The 16689-nt window shown below is 47.6% G+C and carries 14 protein-coding genes; 12 read left to right on the top strand and 2 right to left on the bottom strand.

Annotated elements, in window-relative coordinates; genetic code table 11:
• Positions 1-103: 103 nt before the first annotated feature.
• Positions 104-481, top strand: coding sequence for a DUF423 domain-containing protein (locus tag HYD27_RS20975; RefSeq protein ID WP_219218392.1), 378 nt, complete (start codon positions 104-106; stop codon positions 479-481).
• 78 nt (positions 482-559) lie between these two features.
• Here the strand turns inward: HYD27_RS20975 and HYD27_RS20970 are convergent, their stop codons facing one another.
• The gene (locus HYD27_RS20970; protein ID WP_219218390.1) at positions 560-1093 is read right to left on the bottom strand and encodes a hypothetical protein; all 534 of its coding nucleotides are present in this window, start codon (positions 1091-1093) and stop codon (positions 560-562) included.
• A 223-nt stretch (positions 1094-1316) separates the two neighbouring features.
• Here HYD27_RS20970 and HYD27_RS20965 point away from each other — a divergent pair, with 223 nt between their 5' ends.
• The 7 genes from HYD27_RS20965 (at position 1317) to sufB (ending at position 7862) form a co-directional block, all read left to right on the top strand.
• Entirely contained in the window at positions 1317-1619 is a 303-nt protein-coding gene (locus HYD27_RS20965; RefSeq protein WP_219218387.1) for a YunC family protein, read from the top strand.
• Between the two features lie 296 nt (positions 1620-1915).
• Positions 1916-2377: a Dps family protein gene (locus HYD27_RS20960; protein WP_219218385.1), complete on the top strand. Its 462-nt coding sequence runs from the start codon at positions 1916-1918 to the stop codon at positions 2375-2377.
• 307 nt (positions 2378-2684) lie between these two features.
• Positions 2685-3467: a Fe-S cluster assembly ATPase SufC gene (gene sufC, locus HYD27_RS20955; RefSeq protein WP_219218383.1), complete on the top strand. Its 783-nt coding sequence runs from the start codon at positions 2685-2687 to the stop codon at positions 3465-3467.
• 26 nt (positions 3468-3493) lie between these two features.
• On the top strand, positions 3494-4795 hold the full coding sequence (gene sufD, locus HYD27_RS20950) for a Fe-S cluster assembly protein SufD (protein WP_219218381.1): 1302 nt from the start codon (positions 3494-3496) through the stop codon (positions 4793-4795).
• Positions 4792-6018, top strand: a complete 1227-nt coding sequence (locus HYD27_RS20945; RefSeq protein ID WP_219218379.1) for a cysteine desulfurase — start codon at positions 4792-4794, stop codon at positions 6016-6018. Before sufD ends, HYD27_RS20945 begins: the two co-directional genes overlap by 4 nt.
• A complete protein-coding gene (gene sufU / locus HYD27_RS20940; RefSeq protein WP_219218377.1) occupies positions 6005-6445 on the top strand; it encodes a Fe-S cluster assembly sulfur transfer protein SufU in 441 nt (146 codons plus the stop codon). Before HYD27_RS20945 ends, sufU begins: the two co-directional genes overlap by 14 nt.
• A gap of 19 nt (positions 6446-6464) precedes the next feature.
• Complete coding sequence (sufB, locus tag HYD27_RS20935) at positions 6465-7862, top strand: Fe-S cluster assembly protein SufB (RefSeq protein ID WP_219218376.1); 1398 nt, start codon at positions 6465-6467, stop codon at positions 7860-7862.
• Between the two features lie 549 nt (positions 7863-8411).
• On the opposite strand, the gene HYD27_RS20930 is transcribed toward sufB, so the two are convergent.
• Positions 8412-9017, bottom strand: a complete 606-nt coding sequence (locus HYD27_RS20930) for a TetR/AcrR family transcriptional regulator (RefSeq protein WP_219218374.1) — start codon at positions 9015-9017, stop codon at positions 8412-8414.
• Between the two features lie 190 nt (positions 9018-9207).
• Between HYD27_RS20930 and HYD27_RS20925 the strand changes: the two genes are divergently transcribed.
• The 4 genes from HYD27_RS20925 to HYD27_RS20910 all read left to right on the top strand — a co-directional run bounded on the left by HYD27_RS20925 (position 9208) and on the right by HYD27_RS20910 (position 16178).
• A complete protein-coding gene (locus tag HYD27_RS20925; protein WP_309242107.1) occupies positions 9208-11208 on the top strand; it encodes an oxidoreductase in 2001 nt (666 codons plus the stop codon).
• Between the two features lie 310 nt (positions 11209-11518).
• Positions 11519-12328, top strand: coding sequence for a hypothetical protein (locus HYD27_RS20920; protein WP_219218369.1), 810 nt, complete (start codon positions 11519-11521; stop codon positions 12326-12328).
• Between the two features lie 671 nt (positions 12329-12999).
• Positions 13000-15168 (top strand): heavy metal translocating P-type ATPase, encoded by a 2169-nt coding sequence (locus HYD27_RS20915; protein ID WP_219218465.1) that lies wholly within the window; start codon positions 13000-13002, stop codon positions 15166-15168.
• Between the two features lie 587 nt (positions 15169-15755).
• The gene (locus HYD27_RS20910; protein ID WP_219218367.1) at positions 15756-16178 is read left to right on the top strand and encodes a hypothetical protein; all 423 of its coding nucleotides are present in this window, start codon (positions 15756-15758) and stop codon (positions 16176-16178) included.
• Positions 16179-16689 lie beyond the last annotated feature (511 nt).

Raw genomic sequence — 16689 nt, 5'->3', positions numbered from 1 at the left:
AAGCAAGTTTTGCATGTAAAAAGCTTCAAAGCTGCCGCTGCTGGAAATAAACGGTCCGGTTACGGTAAGATAGGAGAAGTCCAATATTAAGGAGCGTGTATCCATGCAACGAAGATTTATGGCCTGGGGAGCCTTGCTGGCCATGCTGTCTGTCGGCGTAGGCGCGTTCGGAGCGCATCTGCTCAAGCCGGTCATCAGCGGGGATTACCTTACAGTCTATGAGACCGGTGTACATTATCACATGATTCATGCACTCGGGCTGATCCTCATCGGCCTGGCTGCGGGGCAGTGGGGGGAGAGCCCGCGCCTGCGCTGGGCAGGACGGCTGCTTCTGCTGGGAATTATTTTCTTCTCCGGCAGCTTGTATGCTTTAAGTGTAACCGGCATTAAGCTGCTCGGAGCGGTTACTCCCATTGGAGGCGTTTGTTTCATTGCCGGGTGGCTCTGCCTGGCCCGGGAAGCTTTTTCCCGTAAGGATTGAATGGCTTACTTCCAATCATAGCCTGAAGATACAATAAGCCCCCGCCCGGAAGCCTGCTTCCGGGCGGGGGCTTATCTGTTACGAAAATTCGTCGATTTCGTTGAGCTTGAAGGTGTACACTTGCTTCTCATCCACATGATACACGCTGAGTGAATTGGCGGCTTCATCGAAATTCAGGATACGGCAGGGCATTGAGACCTGCTTGCCATGCCGGTTGGCGCGGAGCCGCACCAGTTGGTTATTCTGAATGTATAGTCTGATTTTTCCGTATGCATCCGCAGGCGTTTCCGCAGGCGCGTCCGCAGGGAGATTCCTCGGTGCAGGTGCAGGCTCTCCGGCTTGCTTGCCCGTTGTTTGCTTCACTGGCAATTTAAGAGGGACTTGAAAGGCTGCTGCGGGCTCCTGCTTCAGAGCAAGCTTGGCAGACCGCAGAAGATTATCAATCGTTCTTCCGAATTCAAGACCCGAGTTAATGTTGAAATCCGTAATTTTGTCATTGCTGTTCAACATTTCAAGTAAGTATTGCAGTGCAAGCGGGTTAGTACGGGCGTTGATCAGGATATCGACATTGAATAAATAATTGCCGTCCGTGTGTTGAAGTTTCTTGTCCATAAATCCCCCAGCTTTGTCAGTAGACACAATTGAAAACACAATTTTTAAAGTATATAAACTATACCATTAATTAAAAGATAAGCATATACCTCGTAACTATAAAATGAGGACTATTGACCCTGTATTTTATAGGGAGTATAGGTCCATCGTCCACACACTGCCTCTAAACAGAGCATACACATAAATCGTGTGACGGAGGATCAAGAAAAAGGAGGTGCTGCAAATGGTTACAATGGAGCCAATTGCCGTGGGTGAGCATATACTGGTTGGCGTCGAAGTGAAGCTTCCCAAAACAACGCTGCTGTCCATCAGTACGAGCAAAGGCTATATCATGTGCGGAGCGCTTGATGTGGGGCTGCTTAACGAGACGCTTAGCGACCGGGGGATTATAGCGGCCCGGGCAGTCGGGGTGCGGACATTGCCGCAGCTTCTGGCTGCTCCTCTGGAGTCCGTTACTATAGAAGCCGGGAGGCTGGGGGTTGTTCCGGGAATGACCGGCGCGGAAGCCCTGCTTCTCATGCTGTAAAGACCGGGTTTGCCGGTTGCGCATATGGAACATTAGGGGCCTGCGGGCCTCTTTTTGCTGCAGCCGCTGCCGGGGGCAGGAGCCGATTTATCCGGAACAGGCATAAGGCGGGCGGGCTTGGCTCATCCTACAGATGTGGTTTGGTTTCTAAGACGGCAGGCTTTCAGACCGTTGCAGCGGCAGCGATATTTTTTGTTTCGTCTTCAGTACGAAAGGGTAAAATGTGTATAGACAACTGCACAGCCGGACCATGGACAAGCAGCCGGCTAAATTATGGATAAGGAAGGGATCATACGATGGCTAAAGCATCTAACAAAGTTAACACCACTTCACTCGAACAGGTACTCAACCGTGAGGTTGCGAACCTGAATGTGCTGTACGTCAAAATCCACAATTTTCACTGGTATGTAAAAGGGGAGCAGTTCTTCTCCCTCCATGTGAAATTTGAAGAGCTGTACGACGATATTACCCTCAAAATGGACGAGGTGGCTGAACGCCTCCTGAGCATCAAAGGCAGTCCGGCAGCAACCATGAAGGAGTATCTGGAACTTGCCACCATCCAAGAAGCTACAGGCAAGGAAGATACGCGCGGAATGGTGCAGGCACTGATTGAAGACTTTGCCACCGTGGCCGAAGAGCTTACGGAAGGCATTGAGCTGGCCGAGCAGACCAGCGATCAGCCGACAGCCGATCTGTTCATCAAAATCCGCAGCGATTTGGAGAAAAATCAATGGATGCTGCGTTCTTTCCTGGGCTGATTTTTTCTTCATGCGGAGCATGGATGTTAATAAAAGTGGAGCCTCCTCTGACGGGGGCTTTATTTTTTGCATTTTTCAGATAAAATCCGGAAAATGAAAAGAAATAAATGAATAGAAGATAAAAGAAGATATTTGTAAAAAAGCATTGTTTGTAATAAAATTAGTGAGAATCATTGATAATCACTTTGTTTCACTTTATAATAATTACAATGTGATATAAAATCTAATTGTGCTGGCAATCAGGGACATCCTGTTACAATACAACTTTATGATTTTGCAAATTGATTAAGCGGGGGGAATACTAATTATGGCAGCAGAATTTGTCATCGAGGGACTGAAAGCGAATATTGAAGGAAAAGAAATTCTGAAGGGGATCAACCTTCAAATGAAGGGCGGAGAAATTCACGCCATCATGGGACCGAACGGTACCGGTAAAAGTACGCTGGCTTCGGCTCTGATGGGCCATCCCAAGTACGAGGTTACTGAAGGCACAGCCGTTCTTGAAGGTGAAGACCTGCTGGAGATGGCTGTTGATGAACGCGCACGCGCCGGTCTGTTCCTGGCGATGCAGTATCCAAGCGAAATCAGCGGTGTAACGAACTCCGATTTCCTGCGCAGCGCGATTAATTCCCGCCGTGAAGAGGGCAGCGAGATTTCTCTGATCCGTTTTATCCGCCAGATGGAAGCAAAGATGAAGGAACTGGATATGAACCCTGAGTTTCTGCACCGTTATCTGAACGAAGGCTTCTCCGGCGGCGAGAAGAAACGCAACGAAATTCTTCAAATGATGATGCTGGACCCCAAGATCATCATTCTGGACGAGATTGACTCCGGCCTTGATATTGATGCGCTCAAAATTGTCGCAGAAGGCGTCAACTCCATGCGCAGCCCGGAACGCGGTTTTCTGGTCATTACCCACTATCAGCGGCTTCTGAACTACATCAAGCCGGATTATGTTCATGTCATGATGCAGGGGCGGATTGTGAAATCCGGCGGTCCTGAGCTGGCGGAGCGTCTGGAAGCGGAAGGATACGAATGGGTGAAGGATGAGCTCGGGATTGAAGATGAAACTGTAGGACAGGAAGTCTAAGAGACGCCAGGAAGGAGGAACCACTTATGACGACGCAAACCATTCTTCCGGTGGATGCACAGCTGCTCAGTGAATTGTCGCAGAGCAGCGGAGAACCGGCCTGGCTGAAGGACAGCCGTTTGAATGCACTTATGCTGGCCGCCGGGCTGGCACTGCCGAGACTGGAGAAAACCCGGATTGACCGCTGGAATGTGAACACCTATGGAAGCTACAAGCCGGGCCAGACCTTTACAGAGCTTAGCGAAGCCCCTGCTTCCGTTGCAGCTCTGATCAGGGATCAGGAGGACGGCAGCCTGATTATCCAGCGCAATTCAAGCGCCGTGTATGTACGGCTAGCTCCGGAGCTTGCGGTGCAAGGCGTCATTTTTACCGATCTGCAGACTGCGGTCAAAGAACACGGGGATCTTGTACAGCGTTATCTGCACAAGGCTGTGCTGCCTGACGAACATTCCATTGCTGCCCTGCATGCGGCGCTTTGGAACGGCGGGGTATTCCTCTATGTTCCGAAGAACGTGATTATTGAGACTCCGCTGCAGGCGGTGCTGCTCACGGATGATGCCGAAGCGGCCTTTGTTCCGCATATCCTGATTGTTGCCGAGGCGAACAGCTCATTAACCTATGTCGACAATTATGTATCGGACAAAACCGAAGCCGGGCTGCATAACGGCGCGGTGGAAGTATTTGTAGGCGCAGGTGCCAAAGTTCGTTATGCAACGGTGCATCAACTGGGTGAGGACACGACTGACGTGACTTACCGCCGTGCTGTTGTAGAGAATGACGGAGCCATTGAATGGATTGTAGGCGAGATGAACTACGGCGATACGGCCAGCGACACCAAGTCGGTGCTGAAGGGCAATGGAGCAAGCTCCGACGCCAAAGTTATCGCAGTAGGATCAGGAGCGCAGAAGCTGAGCTATACCACACAGGCGCAGCATTTCGGTAAAAACACACCGAGTGACATGATCACCCGTGCGGTGATGCGCGATGCGGCAACCTCCATTATTAACGGGATTACGAAGATCGAGAAGGGTGCAACCCGGGCCGACGGACAGCAGACGGAAAAAGTGCTGATGCTGAGTCCAAAAGCGCGCGGAGACGCCAATCCGATTCTGCTTATTGATGAAGACGATGTAACAGCAGGCCATGCCGCTTCCGTAGGACAGGTCAATTACGAGCAAGTGTATTACCTGATGTCCCGCGGAATTTCACGGCATGATGCGGAAACACTGATCATATACGGCTTCCTAGCACCGGTAGTGTCGCAAATTCCACTGGAGGGACTGCGCAACCAGCTCCAATCTCTTGTGGAAAGGAAGTTAGGCCAATGATTAACAGCGCCATCCGGGAGCAATTTCCCATACTGAACCAGAATATCAATGGACATCCTTTGGTGTACCTGGACAGCGCGGCAACCTCGCAGAAGCCGCGCCGGGTCATCGAGGCCGTCAAGTCCTATTATGAATGGGACAACAGCAACGTGCACCGCGGTGTCCATACATTGGGCAGCCGCGCTACGGACGCTTATGAGGGAGCCCGCGAGAAACTGGCCAAATTCCTTCATGCCCGCAGCACCAAGGAGATTATTTTCACCCGCGGCACAACAACGGCTCTGAATATTGTGGCTTCGTCTTACGGCCCGGCCCATGTGGGGGAGGGCGACGAGATTGTCATCACCCAGATGGAGCATCACAGCAACTTCATTCCCTGGCAGCAGCTGGCGAAGAAGACGGGGGCAACACTGAAATTCATCCCGTTGCAGAAGGATGGAACCATTGCGCTGGAGGACGCCGAGCAGACGATTACGGATCAGACCAGGATTGTCGCCATCGCTTATGTCTCTAATGTAATGGGCGTTATTCACCCGGTAAAAGAGCTGGCCGCAATCGCCCACCGCCACGGCGCTGTAATCGTGGTAGACGGAGCGCAGAGCACGCCGCATATGAAGGTGGATGTGCAGGAGCTCGACTGTGACTTCTACGCGCTCTCCGGACACAAGATGCTCGCCCCTACAGGCATTGGCGCCCTGTACGGCAAGAAGGCCTTGCTGGAAGCCATGGAGCCGGTTGAGTTCGGCGGTGAAATGATCGACGATGTGGGCCTGTATGAATCCACGTGGAAGGAGCTGCCCTGGAAGTTCGAGGGGGGTACACCGATCATAGCCGGTGCCGTTGGACTCGGGGCAGCGATTGATTTCCTGCAGGAAATCGGTCTGGACGAAATTCACCGTCATGAGATTGAGCTTGCCGCTTACGCGGAAGAGCGCCTTTCGGAGGTGGATGGCCTGACGATTTACGGCCCGCGCAGCCGTCAGGCCGGCGTGGTCACCTTCAATCTCGGTGATGTCCATCCGCATGATGTGGCTACTGTGCTGGATGCCGAGGGTATCGCTGTACGCGCCGGACATCACTGCTGCCAGCCGCTGATGCGCTGGCTGCAGGTCAGCTCAACCGCCCGGGCCAGCTTCTACCTCTACAACTCGGAACAGGATGTAGAGGCGCTGGTTCAAGCTTTAATCAAGGCAAAGGAGTACTTCGCCTATGAACTTGGATGACTTGTATAGACGCGTAATTATGGATCATTATAAAAATCCCCGGAACCGTGGTTCTTTTGCAGATGACGCCCTGAAGATCGAGCTGAACAACCCTACCTGCGGCGACCGCATTACGCTTCAGCTTAAGGTGGAGGACGGCGTCGTCAAGGACGCCCGTTACAGCGGCGAAGGCTGTTCGATCAGCATGTCGTCGGCTTCCATGATGACGGAAGCGGTCAAAGGCCAGACTACCGAGCACGCGCTTGAGCTGGCTGACCGCTTCTCCTCCCTGATGAAGGGGGAAGCAGCGGATTTTGGAGACTACGAAGATATCGAAGCCCTTTCCGGTGTTAATAAATTTCCGGCGCGGATCAAATGTGCGACACTCGCATGGAACGCGCTGCGCAAAGGCATAGACGCGGAAGAAGAGCACCGCCAAGAACACTAAAAACAAGGAGGCTGACACCATGGCTAAGAAAGCGCCTGATATGGAAGAGTACCAATACGGATTCCGTGACGAGCATAAGTCGATATTCCAGTCTGGTAAGGGACTTACGGCCGAAATTGTTAAAGAAATCTCCGCCATTAAGAATGAACCTCAGTGGATGCTGGATTTCCGCCTGAAATCGCTGGAGCAATTCTACAAAATGCCGATGCCTAAATGGGGCGGCAATCTCGACGATTTGGATTTTGACGAGATCCAGTATTATGTAAGACCGTCCGAGAAACAAGGAAAAACCTGGGAGGAAGTGCCCTCCGAGATTAAAGAGACCTTTGACAAGCTGGGTATTCCGGAAGCGGAACAGAAGTTCCTGGCCGGTGTCTCGGCACAGTACGAATCCGAGGTTGTCTATCACAGCATGCAGAAGAATCTGGAGGATCAGGGCGTGATCTTCACGGATACCGACACTGCGCTGCGGGAGCACCCTGAACTGTTCAAGAAGTTCTTCGGCACCATTATCCCGCCTGCGGATAACAAATTCGCTGCCCTGAACAGTGCGGTATGGTCGGGTGGAAGCTTCATCTATGTTCCCAAGGGTGTGAAATGTGAAGTGCCTCTCCAGGCATATTTCCGCATTAACTCCGAGAACATGGGCCAATTCGAGCGCACCCTGATTCTTGCCGATGAAGACAGCTTCGTGCATTATGTAGAAGGCTGTACCGCTCCAATCTACAGCACGAACTCATTGCACAGTGCAGTGGTTGAGATTCTGTGCATGAAGAATGCGCGCGTCCGTTACACAACCATTCAGAACTGGGCACCAAACATCTACAATTTGGTTACCAAGCGTGCCGTTGCTGAAGAGAATGCCACGATGGAATGGGTCGATGGCAACATCGGCTCCAAGCTGACCATGAAATATCCTGCAGTAGTACTCAAAGGCCGCGGAGCCAAGGGATCTGTGTTGTCCATCGCGGTTGCGGGCAAAGACCAGCATCAGGATGCAGGCGCCAAAATGATTCATTTGGCTCCGGATACAACTTCGACAATCGTCTCCAAATCGATCAGCAAGCATGGCGGCAAAGTAACTTACCGCGGCCTTGCTTCCTTCGGCCGCAAGGCGGAAGGCGCGAAATCCAACATCAAATGCGATACGCTCATTCTGGATAACCTCTCCACTTCAGACACGATTCCTTACAATGAGATCATGAACGATAACATCGTGCTTGAGCATGAGGCGACTGTCTCCAAGGTCTCTGAAGAACAGCTGTTCTACCTCATGAGCCGTGGCCTTACGGAAGCCGAAGCCACTCAGATGATTATCATGGGCTTCATCGAGCCCTTCACCAAAGAACTGCCGATGGAGTATGCGGTAGAAATGAACCGTCTCATCAAGTTCGAGATGGAAGGCAGCATCGGTTAAACACACTAAAGGCCTTGCAAAAGCAAGGCCTTTAGTGTGTAAAAAGAACAGTCATGCCGATTTCGTGCCGATTTAAATTTATCTTTTTGTGTAGGAGGCGAACTTTTCAAGTTCGTCTTCTTCTATGTTATCTGTAATTGCTGAGTATGTGTCTGCTGTTGTTTTTATGCTTTTATAGCCAAGGCGTCTAGAATGATCTTAAACTTTCTAACTTCCTTCAGAATATCTTTATTTAAATTAATTGTCCGATGTGAGGATGTATTCTTAGGGTCGATTTACGCATAACGGAACGTTTGACTCGGAGAGCGTGCAGGATATTGGGGAGAAGTATCGCGACAAGGATGTAAAACGGAACCAGGCATCCCCGGCCTTAGGGGAGGGACACAACAACAAATATGAAAACTGGGAGCACCACAAGTACTCAAAGCTGTCCTGAAGAGGTTTCCCCAATCTCCCTTATTCTAGGAACTTCAAAGATACCATTTAAGTTCATGAATTCACACAATGAATTACCGGTTCTTCGGTGGTTCTATATTTCGAAGGAGAACTTTATACGACAAAAATAATAACCAAGCGGGTCATGTAATTATCCATCTTTAACTGGAGATCATAAGCCCCATCATGAAGACACCAATTGTAAATGACGCCCCGTGCAGCAATAAATAAATATTCCGTTATCTCCCAGGCGGAAAGGCTCAAGTCTAAACGGCCGCCAGCTTGGCCTTTCTCTATCAGAGCCTGAAGGACATTCTGCATATATCGTCCTTTTGCAATGAACAGCTTATTGTTGCAGGTGTACAACTGTTTTATGGTTTCGATGCCTAACTTGTTATTATATTCTGCATAAATTTTGAAATAGTTAATAATATCGGCAGTTATTGAAGATGACGGAACGAGGTTCTTGAATTTTTGGTCAAAGTAATCGTCTGCCTGTTCATACATCTCCACCAGAATATCACTTTTAGTTGAGAAATGGGTATAAAATGTGCCAACAGATACACCTGCCTCATTACAAATCTCTGCGATGGTTATTTCTTCCAGGGGATGTTGTTTCATCAAATGTATAGCACGCTCATACAATTTATGTTTGGTCTGCAAGCTTTGCAGCTGGCGCGAGGTTAGCTGATTTTTCTTTGGCATTTCAGTACTCTCCATCTCTTTAATATCTTCTAAATTTATGCTTAAGGTTTACTTTTGTCAACACAGGAAGAGAGGGTGAGAACAGTCAATCCACACTTAGTGAAATTAATCACATTATTTTACCCCGGCCAGACATACAATGAATGTATTCAGTGAATGCATTCATTATAATTTGATTGTATTCAATGTCAAAGGAGGATTTATAGTGAAGGAAAGCCATAAAGTTTTATTTGAACCCTTTAAAATTGGCCAGCTCGAACTGAAAAACAGATTTGTTATGGCTCCGATGGGACCCGGAGGATTATGTAATGCAGACGGTACTTTTAACGAACGCGGTGTAGAATACTATGTAGAACGGGCTAAAGGCGGAACAGGGCTGTTAATGACTGGTGTAACGATGGTCGAGAATGAGATTGAGAAATGCGCCTTGCCTTCCATGCCTTGCCCAACGCTCAATCCCTATCATTTCATCAAAACAGGCAAGATGATGACTGAACGCATTCATGCATATGGGGCGAAGATTTTCCTGCAATTGTCTGCAGGCTTTGGACGAGTGAGCATTCCTTCAATTGTCGGCAAGACTGCCGTTGCTCCTTCTCCAATTCCACATCGATGGCTTCCGGATGTAACTTGCCGGGAACTGACTGTTGAGGAGATCCATACCTACGTTCGAAAATTCGCTGAATCAGCGGCTGTTGCCAAGAAAGCGGGATTTGACGGGATTGAAATCCATGCTGTACATGAGGGCTACCTGCTCGATCAATTTGCTATCTCTTTTTTTAATCAACGGACCGATGAGTATGGTGGCAGCCTGAGAAACCGTTTACGCTTTGCGATAGAAGTTCTGCAGGCGATTAAGGCGGAATGTGGTCAAGACTATCCAGTATCCCTGCGTTACAGTATCAAGAGCTTTATCAAGGATTGGCGTCAAGGCGGACTGCCTGGTGAGGATTTTATTGAGCAGGGGCGTGATATCGAAGAGGGAATTGAGGCTGCTCTAATGCTTGAAGAGGCTGGTTATGATGCCTTCAACGGTGATGTAGGTTCTTATGACTCATGGTATTGGGCACATCCTCCAATGTATCAGGCCAAAGGCTTGTACTTGCCTTATAATAAGATTCTCAAGAGTATCCTTAAGGTGCCTGTCATCACAGCCGGAAGATTGGATGATCCGGATCTTGCAGTTGAGGCTATTCTTCAGGGGTCTACTGATATGATTGCACTTGGCCGTCCATTACTGGCAGATGCGGAGATTCCTAATAAGATAAAAGCGGGTCAGGTGGAGAGAATCCGTCCATGCCTGTCCTGCCAGGAAGGCTGCATGGGGCGTCTTCAGACGTTCGCAGCGATCTCCTGTGCGGTGAATCCTGCCTGTGGCCGGGAAAAAGATTATGCAATTACTAAAACAGACCATCCTAAGCGAGTGCTAGTCATAGGTGGGGGACCGGCAGGTTGTGAAGCAGCTCGTGTGGCAGCGCTTCGTGGCCATCAAGTCACGCTGCATGAGAAAAGTGGACGTCTCGGCGGCAATTTAATCCCCGGCGGTGTGCCGGATTTCAAAGATGATGATCATTTGCTGGCGGATTGGTATAATCTTGAACTGAAAGAGCTTAAGGTTGACTTACTATTAAGCAGCGAGGTGACCAAAGAAACCATAATTAATAGCGCTGCAGATGCAGTAATATTTGCGACTGGTTCAGCGCCTAAGCAGTTTCCGATCGGGTCTTCCGGCAAGGTGTACACTGCTGAGGAGGTTCTCTTAGGCAAAAAAGAGGCAGGTGATTCCACGATCATTATCGGCGGAGGTTTGGTGGGATGCGAGACTGCCTTGTGGCTGGTTGATCAAGGCAAGAAAGTAACATTAGTAGAAATGCAGGATGACATCCTGACTATCGGCGGACCGCTTTGTCATGCCAATGAGGATATGCTTCGTGATCTTGTAGCGTTTAAGGACATTGATTTGCTCACGAACACTGTTGTAACTGGTGCGGACAGCCATGGTTTTGTGCTTAAGAATAAAGCCGGCGAAGAAAAATTGGTTAAGGCTGATTCGGCTATTCTCGCAGTAGGCTATTCTCCACAAAAGAAGCTATTTGAAGAGATCAGCAATGAGCTTCCTGAAACGTATCTGCTTGGTGATGCCAAGCAAGTTTCGAATATTATGTATGCTGTGTGGGATGCTTATGAAGTAGCCAAAAATATATAAATGTAAATACGATTACTATAAATAACAGATTGTGACAGAAAAGCCTTTTGCCGTAAGCTATTTTATCCTGAATTTCGAAAGTAAGTATCCACAAATCATCTAAAAAGCTCTACACAAAGGGATTTCTTGCTAAAACAGCTTGCACCCAATGGGTGAAGGAAAAAGAGGAGTTATCCCTGGTCCTATCTGGATTGGTTCAATTCACTTTCGAAATTCAGGTTTATTTTAAATTAGGGGCAGACCCTAAGAGCCTATCCCAGAATAAATAAGTAAGAACTATGGGTAAGAAAAAAGTGAGGGGTGATGAGAGTTGGCAACCCTGCCTCAACAATGGCAACCCTGCCTCAACAATGGCAATTCTGCCGTTATATCGGGTGGCGCAGGCCAGATCCGCCTCAATAACGGCAATTCTGCCGTTGTTTCGGGTCGTGCGGGCCAGCTTCGCCTCAACAACGGCAATTCTGCCGTTATTTCGGGTGGCGCAGGCCAGATCCGCCTCAATAACGGCAATTCTGCCGTTATATCGGGTGGCGCAGGCCAGATCCGCCTCAATAACGGCAATTCTGCCGTTATATCGGGTGGAGCAGGCCAGCCGCGCCCCAATAACGGCAATTCTGCCGTTGTTTCGGGTCGTGCGGGCCAGCTTCGCCTCAATAACGGCAATTCTGCCGTTATTTCGGGTGGAGCAGGCCAGATCCGCCTCAATAACGGCAATTCTGCCGTTATATCGGGTGGCGCAGGCCAGATCCGCCTCAATAACGGCAATTCTACCGTTGTTTCGGGTCGTGCGGGCCAGCTTCGCCTCAATAACGGCAATTCTGCCGTTATATCGGGTGGCGCAGGCCAGCTTCGCCTCAATAACGGCAATTCTGCCGTTATATCGGGTGGCGCAGGCCAGCCGCGCCCCAATAACGGCAATTCTGCCGTTGTTTCGGGTCGTGCGGGCCAGCTTCGCCCCAACAACGGCAATTCTGCCGTTATTTCGGGTGGCGCTGCAGTAAGCTTGCGAATAATCTCACACAGCGAGCGAGAAAGAGTAAGCGAAGGAGTGGAAGTCAGCCTGGGGAAAGGAACTGCCGGACGCTCAGCTTGCCAACTTTGCACCTGCACAAGGGGATAAGCCCAAAAAGCCAAAAAGCCAAAAAGCCAAAAAGCCAAAAAGCCAAAAAGCCAAAAAGCCAAAAAGCCAAAAAGCCAAAAAGCCAAAAAGCCAAAAAGCCCACTATACGCATACCTATAGACTGGACAATTATAAAAAAGGTATGCGGATTGTTGTTCGCTTGAAAGAAGGTAAGGAACTATGAAGCCTTGCTTCTTTCGCCTGCGCTCAGATCGTTTGGAGAAGCGTACGCTCCGTTCATTCCCGGTAACTTATTTTGGGATAGCTTCTAAGTGCGAACTTCATTCACAACGCCACGCTGATTTTGGTTTTGAGCCTTTAATTGTGAGAAATTTTTCCTATTGAAATAAGTACATATTCATTATTCATGCGAAGGCCGGTGTATGCACCGGTCTGTTTATGTTTAATTATTGATGCAAGGCCTGTTGGATAATCTGTTCAACATGTGCCATGCAGCGATTAGAAAAGATTTCACTTTCCGTACTAAAAAACATAGTTTTGATCTTTGACTTACAGTAATAACTAAGACTATAATAAGATTATCACATGAACATATACTCATATGTTTATTTTTATGAAAGGGGATCATTTATTTGGGAGAATTAGGGCAATCTAAAGCTACGGTAAAGCGTGAGTTATTATTAGAAGGATTAGATTGTGCAAACTGCGCAATGAAAATCGAAAATGGTGTGAAAAAAATTCAAGGAGTCTCAGAATGTTCTGTCAATTTTGTGAATAAAACATTGACTTTTGAGGCAGATAAAGATCAGGATGCGAAAATTGTATCTGCAGCTACAAAATTAGTTAATAAACTCGAACCACATATTGAAGTGAGTATGAAGAATAAAGGCGGTGCTGGACGAATGCGTGCCAAAGAGGAACATGAACATAAGCATGCTAGCAGTGGACATGAAGGCCATTCGCATGACAGCGGCGGACATGCGGATGACAGTGACGGACATGAAGGCCATTCACATGATGCTGGCAAGGAAAAAATCAGAATAATGATAATTCGTTTGGCAGTGGGCGCAGTAGTGGCTGGAGCCGGAATGTTAGGTTCATTTACAGGCTGGCTGGAATTATCTATATTCCTGGCAGCATATCTCCTAATCGGCGGCGACATTGTTCTTCAAGCTGTTAAGAACATTCTTCGCGGTCAAGTGTTTGATGAATATTTTTTAATGTCCGTAGCTACCATTGGCGCATTTGCTATCCAGCAATATCCTGAAGGTGTAGCTGTAATGCTCTTTTACCAAGTGGGAGAGCTATTTCAGAGTATTGCCATTAATCGATCCCGTAAATCGATCAGTGCGCTGTTGGATATCAGGCCGGATTATGCAAATCTGAAGGCAGGAAACGAGACCAAACGGGTTTCGCCGGAAGAGGTTAACATAGGAGATCTCATTGTTGTCAAACCAGGTGAAAAGGTTCCATTGGATGGAACAGTTATTGAAGGAAGCTCAGCGGTAGATACATCAGCACTGACCGGTGAATCAATGCCTAGGGAAGTTGAAGTGAAGAGTGAAGTACTGGGCGGTTTCATTAACAAAAATGGAGTTATAACTGTAGAAGTGACCAAGCTGTTTGGGGAATCCACTGTATCCAAAATACTGGAGCTAGTCGAAAATGCAAGCAGTAAGAAAGCGCCGACTGAGAAATTTATTTCTAAATTTGCGCGTTATTATACGCCGGTTGTTGTTATTGTTGCTTTGCTTCTGGCGGTTGTGCCTCCCTTAATTTTAAGTGGAGCTGCCTTTTCAGATTGGATTTACCGAGCGCTTGTGTTTTTGGTCATATCTTGTCCTTGTGCGCTTGTGGTATCGATACCGCTGGGCTTTTTTGGAGGAATTGGAGCAGCATCCAAGACAGGCATACTGGTCAAGGGCAGCAATTACCTGGAAGCCTTAAACAATGTTAAGTATGTTGTATTTGATAAGACAGGAACACTCACTAAGGGAGCCTTTAAAGTTACAGGTATTAACCCTGCCGGAGAATTATCTGATGCCGAACTTCTTGAATATGCCGCATTCGCGGAGCTGCATTCAACCCACCCTATCGCTGAATCCATACGGGTTGCCTATGGTAAGGAGATCAGAGAAGATCAGTTGGAGGGGTATAATGAAATTTCCGGACATGGCATCCAAGTAAAGGTTCAGGGGAAAGAGGTTTTAGCCGGTAACATCAAGCTAATGAACAAGTACAGTATACCTTTTGAAACGCCTGATGAAGCAGGAACGGTTATTCATGTTGCAATTGATAAAAAGTATGCGGGATATATCGTCATCTCAGATGAAATAAAAGATGATTCCGCAAAAGCCGTACGTTCGTTGAAAGAACTGGGCATAAAGAAAATCGTGATGTTGACCGGGGACGCCAAGGCCGTTGGCGATTCAGTTGGACAGCAGCTGGGTATAGATGAAGTCCATGCAGAGCTGCTGCCACAGCATAAAGTTGAAGAGATTGAGAAGCTGATGCAGAGCAAGTCGCCTAAAGAAAAAATAATTTTTGTCGGTGACGGTATTAATGATACTCCAGTGCTGGCGCGTGCAGATGTGGGTATAGCCATGGGCGGATTGGGGTCTGATGCAGCTATTGAAGCGGCTGATATCGTCATTATGACAGATGAACCCTCGAAAATCTCGACAGCAATCCGAATTGCTAAGAGAACCAGACGGATTGTTTGGCAGAATATCATCTTTGCATTAAGCGTAAAGGCGATATTTTTAATTTTAGGCGCATTTGGTTTTGCTACCATGTGGGAAGCAGTCTTTTCAGATGTTGGCGTGACCGTGATTGCAGTCCTGAATGCCATGCGAGTATTAAAAGTAAGCGAATCTTAGTCAATAGTTGAAGACCAGCCGGCCTCTTGCTCCCGAAATAGGGGGCGGGGGTTTTTGGTGTGTTATGGGGTCTTGGATGGTGTTACCAGTCGCTGGGCTTGATGCTGATTCCGAAAATGCAGAAATGGTCCGGCAATCCAAACGGGATATTGAGCTGGGTTTGCGGCTCAGAGCTTTTCCAAAGATCGAAAGCATTCATGTCCCACCGCTTGCCTCCGGTCATTTATCAATCAAATTATAGGAACATTTCCGCTGGTTTCTTCTGTAGAGACTTAGAATTTTAAGCTTACGCATAACAGGAGCTCCTTTTCGCAGTAGCTTAATAACTTATTTACCCTTTGATATATGAGGTATAGCGGTTATATTTAACAAAAAAGAGAGAATTATTGACTGGGTAAGGCAGTTGATTATTCAGGCTGCAAAGATAACAAGCAAAACGGGTCTGCTTAGATAAAATTTTCACAATGTATTTATGCTTCAAAACACGATATACTGAAATCACTAAGAACGTGTGATCGGTGACTGCAGATTTCTGCCTACAAGCACAAAGAATATCACACCATCTTGTATAATTCAGGAGGTGTTGAATGGAGCGCATCGAGGGAACCGAAATAATGCAATTATTTAAAAGTTTGGAGAAACGGATTAACTCTTTTATAGCGGATGATTGTTCTATGGAGTATATAGAAGGGTCAGAAGAAGTTGTGATAGGGGGAGTATTCACCTGGTCCAAATTACAGGCAGCCAAAGAAAGAGAGCGAAAGTACATTTATTTGGAATACAAGGAATTGGCGGCGCAAATCAGGGTTGATTTAGTGAATAAAGATAGTCAACATATCGATGTATTTGAACGAAGCTTCGAGTGTATTATAGATTACATTAAACATGATGCAATCATTTGCCTGCCGGGAATAACGGCCGTAATTGAGGAGATAAAGAAAGAATTGGATCTGCAGCGTTATCTAATCCTTGAATCCAATATCAGCACTTCAACACCCCCCACTTCATAAGAGCTGCACGATTTATAATACAATCTACATTTATAATAGAAGAAACATTTGAAAAAGAAGCGGAATTTAGAAACATGGGCAACTGTGGGGGACCGGGCAAGCCAGTAACACAGAAAGCGGAGTGTATGAAAGAGCGGGTCTGAAAAAGAATAATTTATACATAATATGCAAAAAAAGCATGACCTTTGGAGACATGAAAATGTACTGAATCTTGGATAATCTTAATCCAATAGTATTCACGAGGAAATGGAAGCATTTAAAGATGCAGTCGTCCTTTTACTGCGCATGAAGCCCATTTTTTTCGGAAAAAACCGTGAAAACGGGGATTTCTCCCCTTTGCCGCATTAAAAAAGGGGTGATAAACTGCATAAAGTCACTAAAATGGAAGCGCTAAAAAAAGGTAGCTCAGAATGTAAGCTTTACCGGAAATCCGGGAGGGGCGCTTGTGCCGCACAGTCAAGAGTATGCTTACGAAGCGAGCTTTACTTCGTAAAGCCAAGAGTATGCTTAC

The organism is Paenibacillus sp. S150 (assembly GCF_019352175.1).
GTDB lineage: Bacteria > Bacillota > Bacilli > Paenibacillales > Paenibacillaceae > Paenibacillus_AQ.
The sequence above is the reverse complement of the archived record's forward strand: the minus strand, read 5'-3'. Positions and strand labels throughout refer to the sequence as shown.

Excerpts from the sequence above, each read along its gene's own strand:
- HYD27_RS20910 (WP_219218367.1), top strand. The coding sequence starts at position 15,756 with ATGGAGCGCATCGAGGGAACCGAAATAATGCAATTATTTAAAAGTTTG.
- HYD27_RS20975 (WP_219218392.1), top strand. The coding sequence starts at position 104 with ATGCAACGAAGATTTATGGCCTGGGGAGCCTTGCTGGCCATGCTGTCT.
- sufU (WP_219218377.1), top strand. The coding sequence starts at position 6,005 with ATGAACTTGGATGACTTGTATAGACGCGTAATTATGGATCATTATAAA.
- sufD (WP_219218381.1), top strand. The coding sequence starts at position 3,494 with ATGACGACGCAAACCATTCTTCCGGTGGATGCACAGCTGCTCAGTGAA.
- sufC (WP_219218383.1), top strand. The coding sequence starts at position 2,685 with ATGGCAGCAGAATTTGTCATCGAGGGACTGAAAGCGAATATTGAAGGA.
- HYD27_RS20945 (WP_219218379.1), top strand. The coding sequence starts at position 4,792 with ATGATTAACAGCGCCATCCGGGAGCAATTTCCCATACTGAACCAGAAT.
- sufB (WP_219218376.1), top strand. The coding sequence starts at position 6,465 with ATGGCTAAGAAAGCGCCTGATATGGAAGAGTACCAATACGGATTCCGT.
- HYD27_RS20915 (WP_219218465.1), top strand. The coding sequence starts at position 13,000 with ATGAAAATCGAAAATGGTGTGAAAAAAATTCAAGGAGTCTCAGAATGT.
- HYD27_RS20960 (WP_219218385.1), top strand. The coding sequence starts at position 1,916 with ATGGCTAAAGCATCTAACAAAGTTAACACCACTTCACTCGAACAGGTA.
- HYD27_RS20970 (WP_219218390.1), bottom strand. The coding sequence starts at position 1,093 with ATGGACAAGAAACTTCAACACACGGACGGCAATTATTTATTCAATGTC.
- HYD27_RS20965 (WP_219218387.1), top strand. The coding sequence starts at position 1,317 with ATGGTTACAATGGAGCCAATTGCCGTGGGTGAGCATATACTGGTTGGC.
- HYD27_RS20930 (WP_219218374.1), bottom strand. The coding sequence starts at position 9,017 with ATGGAGAGTACTGAAATGCCAAAGAAAAATCAGCTAACCTCGCGCCAG.